The 12788-nt window shown below is 71.9% G+C and carries 7 protein-coding genes; all 7 read left to right on the top strand.

What is annotated here, in order from left to right; translation table 11 throughout:
• The first annotated feature begins 1 nt into the window (after nt 1).
• The 7 genes from mreD (at nt 2) to ACWCO8_RS35640 (ending at nt 12657) form a co-directional block, all read left to right on the top strand.
• A complete protein-coding gene (mreD, locus tag ACWCO8_RS35670; RefSeq protein ID WP_362006571.1) occupies nt 2-667 on the top strand; it encodes a rod shape-determining protein MreD in 666 nt (221 codons plus the stop codon).
• Between the two features lie 19 nt (nt 668-686).
• The gene (gene mrdA, locus ACWCO8_RS35665; RefSeq protein ID WP_451035682.1) at nt 687-2879 is read left to right on the top strand and encodes a penicillin-binding protein 2; all 2193 of its coding nucleotides are present in this window, start codon (nt 687-689) and stop codon (nt 2877-2879) included.
• Between the two features lie 4 nt (nt 2880-2883).
• A complete protein-coding gene (gene rodA / locus ACWCO8_RS35660; protein ID WP_451035681.1) occupies nt 2884-4083 on the top strand; it encodes a rod shape-determining protein RodA in 1200 nt (399 codons plus the stop codon).
• Between the two features lie 60 nt (nt 4084-4143).
• Complete coding sequence (locus ACWCO8_RS35655; protein ID WP_451035680.1) at nt 4144-5664, top strand: CYTH and CHAD domain-containing protein; 1521 nt, start codon at nt 4144-4146, stop codon at nt 5662-5664.
• A 57-nt stretch (nt 5665-5721) separates the two neighbouring features.
• The gene (locus ACWCO8_RS35650) at nt 5722-7650 is read left to right on the top strand and encodes a TIGR03960 family B12-binding radical SAM protein (RefSeq protein WP_362006562.1); all 1929 of its coding nucleotides are present in this window, start codon (nt 5722-5724) and stop codon (nt 7648-7650) included.
• 309 nt (nt 7651-7959) lie between these two features.
• Nucleotides 7960-8736 (top strand): TIGR03936 family radical SAM-associated protein, encoded by a 777-nt coding sequence (locus tag ACWCO8_RS35645; RefSeq protein WP_451035679.1) that lies wholly within the window; start codon nt 7960-7962, stop codon nt 8734-8736.
• Nucleotides 8737-8970: 234 nt separating this feature from the next.
• A complete protein-coding gene (locus ACWCO8_RS35640) occupies nt 8971-12657 on the top strand; it encodes an Rne/Rng family ribonuclease (protein ID WP_451035678.1) in 3687 nt (1228 codons plus the stop codon).
• Nucleotides 12658-12788: the final 131 nt, after the last annotated feature.

Raw genomic sequence — 12788 nt, 5'->3', positions numbered from 1 at the left:
CATGAAGTTCAACCGGATCCTGCTCTCCACCACGCTCGTCGTCGTCGCCCTGGTCATCCAGGTCTCCGTCCTCGCGCGCCTCCAGCTCCCCGGTGCCGTACCCGATCTCGTCCTGCTGACCGTCCTCGGTCTCGCGCTCGTGTACGGCCCCGTCAGCGGCTCTCTCATCGGCTTCGGGGCCGGCCTCCTCGCCGACCTCGCCCCGCCTGCCGACCACGCCGCCGGCCGCTACGCCCTGGTCCTCTGCGTCATCGGCTACCTCGCCGGACTCGCCCGCCCCGACAACGGCAAGCTCAAGTCCGCCAGCGGCCCGATGGCTGTGGTCGTCGCCGCGTCGATCGGCTCCACCCTGCTGTACGCGGGGGTCGGCGCCCTCGTCGGCGACACCGCCGCCCGCCATGTCGGCCTCGGCTTCCTGCTGTTCACCGCGGCCCTCTACGACCTCCTCCTCGCGCCCTTCACCGTGCCGCTGATCATGGCGCTCGCCCGGCGCGCGGAGAACGACCCGCTCACCGCCGACAGCTCCGGCGGGACGGACGTCGCCTCCGGCTGGCTCAGCTCGGGCACCGGCCTGCAGATCGGCAACCAGCGCGGCGGCCTGCGCGTCAAGGCGGCCCGTACGAGAGCGGCACGCGCCGGACGCATCAAGGGAGTCAAGCGACTGTGAGCGAGGGGGCACCGGCAGTATGAGCAACATCCCGGAGACCGGGCGGACCCCCAGGGTCCAGGTCCGGCTCGTCATCATCCAGATCCTCGTCTTCTCCCTCCTCCTCACCCTCGGCGGACGCCTCTGGTACCTCCAGATCCGCAACGGCAAGGAGTACGCCGAAGAGGCGAAGAGCAACAACATCCAGCGCGTCGTCCAGCCCGCCGTCCGCGGCTCGATCCTCGACGCCCGGGGCGTCCCGCTCGCCGACAACGAGACCCGGCTCGTGGTCTCCGCGTCCCGCACGGACCTGATGAAGATGAAGGACGACGGCAAGGCCGTCCTCACCCGCCTCGCGGGCGTCCTCGGCATGAAGCCCAAGGACGTCATGGACAAGGTCCGGCTCTGCGACTCGCAGACCCCGAAGCCCTGCTGGAACGGTTCCCCCTACCAGCCGATCCCGATCACCGACGAGGCCACCACGCAGCAGGCCCTGCGGATCCGGGAGAGCACCGAGGACTTCCCCGGCATCAGCGCCGAACTCACCGCCGTACGCCGCTACACGGCACCCGGCAAGGCCAAGACCTCGCAGGTGCTCGGTTACCTCTCGCCGGTCACCGACGAGGAGATCCAGAAGGCCAAGGACACCGAGTCGCCGTACCTCCGCTCCGACCAGGTCGGCCGCTCCGGCCTGGAGCGCACCTACGACAAGGAGCTGCGCGGCAAGGCGGGGGTCACGTCCTACGAGGTCGACAAGGTCGGCCGCGTCATGGGCCAGACCGAGGCCGAACCGGGCGTGCCCGGCTCCACCCTCGTCACCAGCATCGACGCCCGGGTCCAGTCCGTCGCCGAGTACGAGCTGGCCCAGGCGATGAAGACGGTCCGCGGCGAGACCGACAAGATCACCGGCCGGAAGTACGAGGCCGACGCGGGCGCCGTCGTCGTCATGGAGTCGAAGACCGGCCGGGTCGTCGCGATGGCCTCCCAGCCCGACTACGACCCCAACGCCTGGGTCGGCGGCATCTCCGGCAAGGACTACGCGCGGCTCACCAGCAAGGACTCCAACTACCCGCTGCTCAACCGGGCCATCCAGGGCCAGGCTCCGGCCGGCTCCATCTTCAAGGTGGTCTCGGCGAGCGCCGCCGTGCGGGCCGGGTACGACTTCAACGACAAGTACCAGTGCAGCAGCTCGTACAGCCTGGGCAGCCGCAGCTTCGCGAACTTCGAGTCCCAGGGGCACGGCCCCATCACCCTCGGCGACGCGCTGAAGTTCTCCTGCAACACGGTCTTCTACGCCCTCGGCCACAAGGAGTGGCAGCGCGACGGCGGGCTCAAGCCGAACAAGAACGCCCACGACTGGTTCTACAAGACGGCCCGGGACTTCGGGCTCGGCGCCGAGACGGGCGTCGACCTGCCGAACGAGGTCAAGGGCCGCATCCCCGACCGCCAGTGGAAGCAGGCGTTCTGGGAGGCCAACAAGGACTCCTGGTGCAAGCAGGGCAAGAAGGGCGGCACGTACGTCGAGCAGATCGCGTACGAGAGCTGCCTCGAAGGCAACCAGCTGAAGGCCTACGACAGCATCAACTACGCCATCGGCCAGGGCGACGTCCTCGTCACCCCCATCCAGATGGCCACCGCCTACGCCGCCATCAGCAACGGCGGCACCCTCTTCAACCCCACCATCGGCAAGGCCGTGATCAGCCCCGACGGCAAGCGCGTCGAGGAGATCAAGCCCGAGGCCCACGGCAAGCTGCCGGTCAACGCCCAGACGATCAAGGACCTCGACAAGGGGCTCCGCTCGGTCGTCGAGCCCGGCGGCACCGCCGCCTGGCGCTTCGGCGGCTGGCCGCAGGACAAGATCCCGATGCGCGCCAAGACCGGTACCGCCCAGGTCTACGGCAAGCAGACGACCTCCTGGTTCGCCACGTACACCGACGACTTCACCATCGTCATGACGATCTCCCAGGGTGGTACGGGCTCCGGCGCCTCCGGCCCCGCCGTGCGCAACATCTACGACGCGCTCTACGGCCTCGACGACGCCGGCAACCAGGACCTCAAGCGCGCGCTCCTGCCCAAGCCGCAGTCGGCGCTGCCGAAGGTCCAGGCCGACGGCTCGATCGACGCGCCGGACATCAAGGCGTACGACCCGAAGTCGCAGCTCGTCGACCCGGAGAAGCAGGACGGACAACAGCCGCTCGCGGGGCCGCCGCCGCACGCCAGGACTGGGGACTGAACCGATGACCGCACCCCACGGCTTCTCCGTCTCCCGGTACGCCCCCGAGCGCGGCACCTTCGCGAAGCTCGCCGCCCGCGACTCCGTGGTGCGCCGGCTCGACTGGCCGATGCTGCTCTCCGCGCTCGCGCTCTCCTTCATCGGCGCGCTGCTCGTCTGGTCCGCCACCCGCGGCCGCACCGAGCTCAACGGCGGCGACCCGTACGCCTTCCTGTTCCGGCACTCGCTGAACACCGGCATCGGGTTCGCCCTGATGGTCGGCACGGTCTGGCTCGGCCACCGCACCCTGCGCACCGCGGTCCCGATCCTCTACGGCATCTCGATCGTGCTGATCCTCGCCGTCCTCACCCCGCTCGGCGCGACCATCAACGGCGCGCACGCGTGGATCGTGATCGGCGGCGGCTTCTCGCTCCAGCCCAGCGAGTTCGTGAAGATCACGATCATCCTGGGCATGGCGATGCTGCTCGCGGCCAAGGTCGACGCGGCCGACCAGATCCACCCGGACCACAAGACCGTCGCCAAGTCGCTGCTCCTCGCCGCGCTGCCGATGGCCATCGTCATGCTGATGCCGGACCTCGGCTCGGTGATGGTCATGGCGGTGATCGTGCTCGGCGTGCTCCTCGCCTCCGGGGCCTCCAACCGCTGGGTCCTCGGCCTCATCGGCGCCGGTGTCGCGGGCGCGGTCGCCGTCACCGCGCTCGGCCTGCTCGACGAGTACCAGATCAACCGCTTCGCCGCCTTCGCCAACCCCGAACTCGACCCGGCGGGCGTCGGCTACAACACCAACCAGGCGCGCATCGCGATCGGCTCCGGAGGCCTGTACGGCGCGGGGCTCTTCAACGGCCACCAGACCAGCGGCCAGTTCGTGCCCGAGCAGCAGACCGACTTCATCTTCAGCGTCGCCGGCGAGGAGCTCGGCTTCCTCGGCGGCGGACTGATCATCGTGCTGCTCGGCGTGATCCTCTGGCGGGCCTGCCGGATCGCCCGGGAGACCACCGAGCTCTACGGCACGATCGTCGCGGCCGGCATCATCGCCTGGTTCGCCTTCCAGTCCTTCGAGAACATCGGCATGGCGCTCGGCATCATGCCGGTGGCGGGTCTGCCGCTGCCCTTCGTGTCGTACGGCGGCTCGTCGATGTTCGCGGTGTGGGTGGCGATCGGACTGCTCCAGTCGATCAAGGTGCAGCGGCCCATAACGGCCTGAGCGGTGCGATCCCCGTGCGACGGCCTCCCCTTCGGTTCACTTCCCGTCTAGATTCGATTCATGGCGGAGACGAAGCGCGAGATCGAGCGGAAGTACGAAGCCACGGCCCGGACGGAGCTGCCGGACCTGACACGGGCGCCCGGCGTCGCCTCGGTCGAGGACCGGGGCGTCGCCGAACTCGACGCCGTCTACTACGACACGCCGGACCTGCGGCTCGCCGCGGACTCGCTGACCCTGCGCCGCCGCACGGGCGGCGGGGACGCGGGCTGGCACCTCAAGTTCCCGGTCGCGTCCGGGATCCGCGACGAGATCAGGGCCCCACTCTCCGAGTCCCTCCCCAAGGCCCTGGCGGGCCTGGTCCGCTCCCGCACGCGCGCCGAGACCGTCGTCCCGGTCGTCCGCCTCCGCTCCTCGCGCCAGGTCCACCACCTCGTGGACGACACCGGCGCCCTCCTCGCCGAACTCTCGGTCGACACGGTCCACGCCAACCGCCTCCCGGAGGGCCCGGACACCTCCTGGACGGAGATCGAGGTCGAACTCGCGGACGACGCGGAACCCGGAATCCTGGACGCGGTCGACAAGCGCCTGAGGAAGGCGGGCATCCGCCCGTCGTCGTCCGCGTCGAAGCTGGCGAGGGCGCTGGAGGAGACGGCCGAGCAGGCGCCTGAGGCGGACGAGCCGCCGGTGGCGGACGACGACACCGCCGGCGGCCGTGTCCTCGCGTACGTACGGGAGCAGGTGGACGCGATCGTCGCCCTCGACCCCGCCGTGCGCCGCGACCTGCCCGACTCCGTGCACCAGATGCGCGTCGCCTGCCGACGCCTCCGCAGCGCCTTCAAGAGCTACCGCAAGGTCCTCGACCGCACCGCCACCGACCCGATCGGCGACGAGCTCAAGTGGCTCGCCGGCGAACTCGGCTTCGCCCGCGACCAGGAGGTCCTCACCGAACGCCTCCGCACCCGCCTCGACACGATCCCCCGCACCCTCGTCCTCGGCCCCGTCCGCGCCCGCCTGCGCGTCTGGAACGCCGCCCACGGCGGCGGCGCCCGCCGCAAGACCCTCGCCGCCCTCGACTCGGCCCGCCACCTCGCGCTGCTCGACGCCCTCGACGGGCTCCTCACCGACCCGCCGCTCCTCAAGGCCGCCTCCGACACCGCGGCTCCCGTCCTCGCCGCGGCCGTCCTCAAGGACTACGACCGCCTCGCCACCCGCGCCGGCCACGCCCTCGCCCTGCCCGCGGGCCACGACCGCGACCTCGCCATGCACGAGGCCCGCAAGGCCGCCAAGCGCGCCCGCTACGCCGCTGAGGCCGCCACCCCCACCCTCGGCAAGCCCGCCAAGCGCTTCGCCAAGCGGATCAAGGGCGTGCAGACGGTCCTCGGCGAGCACCAGGACAGCGTCGTCGCCCGCGAGGCCCTGCGCGACCTCGGCATCCAGGCCCACGCGGCCGGCGAGTCCGCGTTCACCTGGGGACTCCTGCACGGCCAGGAGGAGGCGGCCGGCGCCGCGGGCGAACGCGAGTTCCCCGAGGTCTGGGCCAAGGCCTCGGCCCCAGAGCTGCGGGAACCGCTCACCCACTGAGCACCGGGTACGCTTGAGAGTCGCCCTCGCCCCCTGCCAGCCCCACGAAGGTTCGAGATGTCTGCTGCCGAGTCTGTCTTCCCGCAGCTCGAAGCTCTGCTCCCGCACGTGCAGAAGCCGATTCAGTACGTCGGTGGAGAGCTGAACTCCACGGTCAAGCCGTGGGAGTCCGCCGACGTCCGCTGGGCGCTGATGTACCCGGACGCCTACGAGGTCGGCCTGCCCAACCAGGGCGTCATGATCCTCTACGAGGTACTGAACGAGCGCGAGGGCGTCCTGGCCGAGCGCACGTACAGCGTGTGGCCGGACCTCGAAGAGCTGATGCGGGAGCACGGCGTCCCGCAGTTCACCGTCGACAGCCACCGCCCGGTCGGCGCGTTCGACGTCTTCGGCCTGAGCTTCTCCACCGAGCTCGGCTACACCAACATGCTCACGGCCCTCGACCTGGCGGGCATCCCGCTGGAGTCCAAGGACCGCACCGTCGACCACCCGATCGTGCTCGCCGGCGGCCACGCCGCGTTCAACCCCGAGCCGATCGCGGAGTTCATCGACGCGGCGATCATCGGCGACGGCGAGCAGGCCGTCCTCGACATGACCGAGATCATCCGCGCCTGGAAGGCCGAGGGCCGCCCGGGCGGGCGCGAGGAGGTCCTCCTCCGGCTCGCCAAGACCGGCTCGGTCTACATCCCGGGCTTCTACGACGTCGAGTACCTCCCGGACGGCCGCATCGCCCGCGTGGTCCCGAACCGCTCGGGCGTGCCGTGGCGCGTGTCGAAGCACACGGTCATGGACCTCGACGAGTGGCCGTACCCGAAGCAGCCGCTGGTCCCGCTCGCCGAGACGGTCCACGAGCGGATGTCGGTGGAGATCTTCCGCGGCTGCACCCGCGGCTGCCGTTTCTGCCAGGCCGGCATGATCACGCGCCCCGTGCGGGAGCGAAGCATCACCGGCATCGGCGAGATGGTCGAGAAGGGCCTCAAGGCGACGGGCTTCGAGGAGGTCGGCCTCCTCTCGCTCTCCTCCGCGGACCACACCGAGATCGGTGACATCGCCAAGGGCCTCGCGGACCGCTACACCGACGACAAGATCGGCCTGTCGCTCCCCTCCACCCGCGTGGACGCGTTCAACGTCGACCTGGCGAACGAGCTGACCCGCAACGGCCGCCGTTCCGGTCTGACCTTCGCCCCCGAGGGCGGCTCCGAGCGCATGCGCAAGGTCATCAACAAGATGGTCTCGGAGGAGGACCTGATCCGTACGGTCGCCACGGCCTACGGCAACGGCTGGCGCCAGGTGAAGCTGTACTTCATGTGCGGCCTGCCGACCGAGACCGACGAGGACGTCCTCCAGATCGGTGACATGGCGGTCAACGTGATCGCCAAGGGCCGCGAGGTCTCCGGCCAGAACGACATCCGCTGCACGGTCTCCATCGGCGGCTTCGTCCCGAAGCCCCACACCCCGTTCCAGTGGGCCCCGCAGCTCTCGGCCGAGGAGACGGACGCGCGCCTGCAGAAGCTCCGGGACAAGATCCGCGGCGACAAGAAGTACGGCCGCTCGATCGGCTTCCGCTACCACGACGGCAAGCCCGGCATCGTCGAGGGCCTGCTCTCGCGCGGCGACCGCCGGATCGGCGCCGTCATCCGCGCCGTCTACGAGGACGGCGGCCGCTTCGACGGCTGGCGCGAGCACTTCTCGTACGACCGCTGGATGGCGTGCGCGGACAAGACGCTCCCCGAGATGGGCGTCGACGTCGACTGGTACACCACCCGCGAGCGCACCTACGAGGAGGTCCTGCCCTGGGACCACCTGGACTCCGGTCTGGACAAGGACTGGCTCTGGGAGGACTGGCAGGACGCCCTCGACGAGACCGAGGTCGACGACTGCCGCTGGACCCCGTGCTTCGACTGCGGCGTCTGCCCGCAGATGGACACGCAGATCCAGATCGGCCCCACGGGCAAGAAGCTGCTGCCGCTGACGGTCGTCAAGTAGCCGCGCGACACTCCGACGACGGCCCGGCGCGAGGGGAGACCCCGCGCCGGGCCGTCGCCGTGCCGCACCCCGGGTGACCGAGCCTGGGGAACCGGTGGTGGGCTCTACGCGTACTCTGGGTAGTACAACAACCGTCTCCGGCGCGGCGCCCACACCCGAGATCTCCTCGCGAAAGCGGGGGTGAGCCGGGCGGGCCCCCCAGAGGCCACCTGTCTGTTCGAGGGCGGCGCGGCACCCGCGCCCGCCCCGCACCGAGGAGAAGAACCACTGGGCAAGCGACAGCCCGAAGGCCCGCCGCCCGCACCGGCGGTGCAGCGCATCCGACTGCGCTACACCAAGCGCGGCCGCCTCCGGTTCACCAGCCACCGTGACTTCCAGCGCGCCTTCGAGCGCGCGCTGCGCCGCGCCGAGGTGCCCATGGCGTACTCGGCCGGATTCACCCCGCACCCCAAGGTGTCGTACGCCAACGCCGCCCCCACGGGTACGGGCTCCGAGGCCGAGTACCTGGAGATCGCCCTCACCGAGGCACGGGACCCCGAGACTCTGCGGGTCCTGCTCGACGAGTCGCTCCCGGCCGGCCTCGACATCACCGACGCCGTCGAGGCCCGTACCTCGGGCCTCGCCGACCGGCTCACCGCCTCCGTGTGGGAGCTCCGGCTCGACGGCGTCACCCCCGAGGACGCGGAGAAGGCCGTCGACGCCTTCCTCGCGGCCGAGACCGTGGAAGTGCAGCGCAAGACCAAGAACGGCATCCGTTCCTTCGACGCCCGCTCCGCCGTCGCCGAGCTCCAGGCACGTTCCGCGGCTGATAGGCCGCTGGACAATGCCTGTGCGATACTGCGGCTGGTTGTTCGGCACGTAACACCTGCCGTGCGACCCGACGACGTCCTGTCCGGTCTCCGAGCTGTGGCCGACCTGGCGCCGCCGGTCCCCGCAGCGGTGACCAGGCTGGCGCAGGGGCTCTTCGACGAGGAGTCCGGCACGGTGACCGACCCGCTCGCGCCCGACCGCGAGACAGTCACGGCCGCTACACCCACGGCCGCCGAGACCGTCTCAGCGACGGCGCCGGGTACCGGTTCCGCGTAGGGAGCGGTCGTTGTAGCGCAGCCCTGGCACTCGGGAGCCACCTGGGTCGGGCCGCGCACTGACCAGGAGACTTTCGCCAGGCCGTACGTAGAACGCGTACGGAACCGGCGAGCCAGACATCAGCTCCCGTGCGGCGCCCGCGCCCCGGACGGCGGCACCGCGCATCGTGCGTGATCGTGCCGCCGGACCGGACCAAGGCGCGGCGCCCGGGGGCGTGACGGGAGAACCGCCCGCATGCTCGAGCCGAACGAAGAGAACAACAGCAACGCACCTGGTGACAAGCTGCCGCCGCGCCGCAGGCGCCGCGCCGCTTCCCGCCCCGCCGGTCCGCCGGTCGCGGCGGAGGTCACCGAGACCGTGGCCGAGGTCGTCGTGGAGACGCCCGCCACCCCGGCCGCCGCGCCGGAGCCCGTGGAGGAGCCCGCCGCTCCCGCGCGCACCCGCCGCCGCGCCACCCGCAAGGCCACCGCCCCGGAGCCGGTCGCCGAGACCGTCGAGGCCGTCGCGGCCGAGGACCCCGCCGAGGAGCCCGCCGCCCCGGCGCGCACCCGTCGCCGTGCCACCCGTAAGGCCACGTCGGCCGAGCCGGTCGCCGCCGAGGTCGTCGAGGAGGCTCCCGCCGCGGAGGCTGCGGAGGCCCCCGTCGAGGAGCCCGCCGCCCCGCGTGCCCGCCGCCGTGCCACCCGTAAGGCCACCACGCCCGAGCCGGTCGTCGAGGCCGTCGCGGAGGCCCCCGTCGCGGAGGCTGCGGAGGCCCCCGTCGAGGAGCCCGCCGCCCCCGCGCGCACCCGCCGCCGTGCCACCCGTCAGGCCACCTCGCCCGAGCCGGTCGCCGAGGCCGGCGGCGAGAGCCTGCCGCAGGAGACCGTCACGCAGATCACCGCCGAGGCCGCCGAGCCCGAGGTCGCCGCCGCCGAGAAGGCCGCCACCCGTGGCCGCACCCGCCGCCGCGCCACCTCGCCGCAGTTCACCTCCGAGCCGGTCGTTGCCCCCGTGAAGGACGAGGAGGAGCCCCGCGGTCGCCGTGCCGGGCGCCCCGCCGTCGCCGTCTTCCAGGCCCCGGTCTTCGCCGAGCCCATGTTCCAGACCCCGGAGACCGCGGCCGCCGCCGCTGCCGCCGACGTCGTGGAGGAGGACGAGGAGGAGACGGTCGAGGCCGAGGAGACCGCCGCGCCCGTCGAGGTCGTCGAGCGTCCCGAGCCCGCCGGCCGCCGGCGCCGCCGCCGTCGTGGCGAGCCCGCCGAGCCCGTGGCCGTCGAGCCGGTGCCCGCCACCGTCGCCGACGAGCCCGAGGTCGAGGCCGAGGAGCCCGAGGCGGAGGCCGAGGAGTCCGACGAGTACGGGGACCGTCCGTCCCGCCGTCGCCGTCGTGGTGGCCGTCGCCGCCGCCGCGGTGAGCTCGCCGAGGCCGAGGAGTCCGAGGAGAGCGACGAGACGGAGGAGGCCCGCGCCGAGGACGACGAGTCCGAGGACGAGGAGTCCGACTCCGACGAGTACGAGGGCGGCGCGTCGTCGTCCGGCAGCAGCAGCTCCCGTCGCCGCCGTCGCCGTCGCCGCCGCAGCGGTGACGCCGGTGGCGAGGCCGAGGCGGGCGACGAGGACGGCGTCCGTACGGTCGTCAAGGTCCGCGAGCCCCGCCCCGCCCGCGAGAAGGCCGAGCCGTCCGACGAGGTCCAGTCCATCAAGGGCTCGACCCGCCTGGAGGCGAAGAAGCAGCGCCGCCGCGAGGGCCGCGAGCAGGGCCGCCGCCGCGTCCCGATCATCACCGAGGCCGAGTTCCTGGCCCGCCGTGAGGCCGTCGAGCGCGTCATGGTCGTCCGCCAGAACGGCGAGCGCACCCAGATCGGCGTCCTGGAAGACAACGTGCTCGTCGAGCACTACGTCAACAAGGAGCAGGCCACCTCGTACGTCGGCAACGTCTACCTGGGCAAGGTCCAGAACGTGCTGCCGTCGATGGAGGCCGCCTTCGTCGACATCGGCAAGGGCCGCAACGCCGTCCTGTACGCCGGTGAGGTCAACTTCGAGGCCCTCGGCATGGCCAACGGGCCGCGCCGTATCGAGTCCGCCCTCAAGTCCGGCCAGTCGGTCCTGGTGCAGGTCACCAAGGACCCGATCGGCCACAAGGGTGCCCGTCTGACCAGCCAGGTCTCGCTGCCCGGCCGCTACCTCGTCTACGTCCCCGAGGGGTCGATGACCGGTATCAGCCGCAAGCTGCCCGACACCGAGCGCGCCCGCCTGAAGACCATCCTCAAGAAGATCGTCCCCGAGGACGCGGGCGTCATCGTGCGCACCGCCGCCGAGGGCGCGAGCGAGGACGAGCTGCGCCGTGACGTCGAGCGGCTGCAGGCGCAGTGGGAGGACATCCAGAAGAAGGCGAAGAGCGGCAACGCCCCGACCCTTCTCTACGGCGAGCCGGACATGACCGTCCGTGTCGTCCGCGACATCTTCAACGAGGACTTCTCGAAGGTCATCGTCAGCGGTGACGACGCCTGGGAGACCATCCACGGGTACGTCAACCACGTCGCCCCGGACCTGACCGACCGCCTGTCCAAGTGGACGAGCGAGGTCGACGTCTTCGCGACGTACCGGATCGACGAGCAGCTGATGAAGGCGCTCGACCGCAAGGTCTGGCTGCCGAGCGGTGGCTCGCTGGTGATCGACAAGACCGAGGCGATGATCGTCGTCGACGTCAACACCGGCAAGTTCACCGGTCAGGGCGGCAACCTCGAAGAGACCGTGACGAGGAACAACCTCGAAGCGGCCGAGGAGATCGTCCGCCAGCTGCGCCTGCGCGACCTGGGCGGCATCGTCGTCATCGACTTCATCGACATGGTCCTGGAGTCCAACCGCGATCTGGTGCTGCGCCGCCTCCTGGAGTGCCTGGGCCGGGACCGGACCAAGCACCAGGTGGCCGAGGTCACCTCGCTGGGCCTGATCCAGATGACCCGCAAGCGGGTCGGCCAGGGTCTCCTCGAGTCCTTCTCCGAGACCTGCGTCCACTGCAACGGGCGTGGCGTCATCGTGCACATGGAGCAGCCGACCGCCCCCGGTGGCGGTGGCAGCGGCAAGCGCTCGAAGCGGCGTGGCCGCGGCGGTGCCGAGCACCACGAGCACGAGCACGTCGAGGGCGTCGAGGAGACGGAGTCCGAGACCGAGACGGTCGAGACCGAGGCCGAGGTGGCCGCGGAGATCGCCGCCCCGGTCGCCGTGGAGGAGCCCTTCCGCGCGGACGAGGAGCTGTACAGCAGCGCCGCCGAGGCCGAGGCCGCCGCCACGCGTGGCCGTGGTCGCCGTCGGGCGACCCGCAGGGTCTCCGCGCCGGTCGCCTCCACGCCCGCCCCGGCGGTCGTGGCGGAGCCCGAGCCCGAGCCCGTCGTCGCCGAGGCGCCGGAGCCGGTCGTCGAGGCCGCTCCCGAGCCCGCGCCGGCCGTCGAGGAGGCCGCCCCGGCCCCCCGTGCGCGCCGCCGTGCCACCCGTAAGGCGACGGCCCCCGCCGGTTCGCCGGCCGCCGCGGAGGCGGTCGCCGAGACCGTCGTCGAGCCCGTCGCGGCCCCGGAGCCGGTCGTCGAGGCCGCTCCCGAGCCGGAGCCGGTCGTCGAGGAGGCCCCCGTGGCCGCCCCGCCGAGGGCCCGTCGCCGGGTCGTCCGCAAGGTGACCGCCCCCGCCGGTTCGCCCTCGGGCGCCGAGGAGGCCGCCGTCCTGGTGGTCGAGTCCCCGGCCGCCGCCGAGGCGCCCGCCGAGGACGCCGACGCCGAGGCCGCCGCCCCGGCCAAGAAGACGGCCGCCCGCAAGACGGCGAAGAAGGCCACCGCGAAGAAGGCCGCCACCAAGAAGACGGCGACGGCCAAGAAGACCGCGGCGAAGAAGACCACTGCGAAGAAGGCCGCCACCAAGAAGACGGCAGCCCCCGCGCAGGACTGAGGTAGCGGGTCGGGGCCGTCCCGTACGGGACGGCCCCACCGGTCCCGGGATGTCACGCGAATTTGACCCCCCATGGCACCGGCCCGTAACCTTGACCGTCGGCGTGTCGTATGACATGCCAAACCCCTGAG

It is taken from the genome of Streptomyces sp. NPDC001927 (assembly GCF_053594455.1).
Note: the sequence above shows the minus strand (reverse complement) of the source record. Positions and strands in the feature narration are given on the sequence as shown.

What these genes read in the sequence shown, in the direction of transcription:
- ACWCO8_RS35650 (WP_362006562.1), top strand. Translation starts at nt 5,722, where the DNA reads ATGTCTGCTGCCGAGTCTGTCTTCCCGCAGCTCGAAGCTCTGCTCCCG.
- rodA (WP_451035681.1), top strand. Translation starts at nt 2,884, where the DNA reads ATGACCGCACCCCACGGCTTCTCCGTCTCCCGGTACGCCCCCGAGCGC.
- mreD (WP_362006571.1), top strand. Translation starts at nt 2, where the DNA reads ATGAAGTTCAACCGGATCCTGCTCTCCACCACGCTCGTCGTCGTCGCC.
- ACWCO8_RS35640 (WP_451035678.1), top strand. Translation starts at nt 8,971, where the DNA reads ATGCTCGAGCCGAACGAAGAGAACAACAGCAACGCACCTGGTGACAAG.
- ACWCO8_RS35655 (WP_451035680.1), top strand. Translation starts at nt 4,144, where the DNA reads ATGGCGGAGACGAAGCGCGAGATCGAGCGGAAGTACGAAGCCACGGCC.
- mrdA (WP_451035682.1), top strand. Translation starts at nt 687, where the DNA reads ATGAGCAACATCCCGGAGACCGGGCGGACCCCCAGGGTCCAGGTCCGG.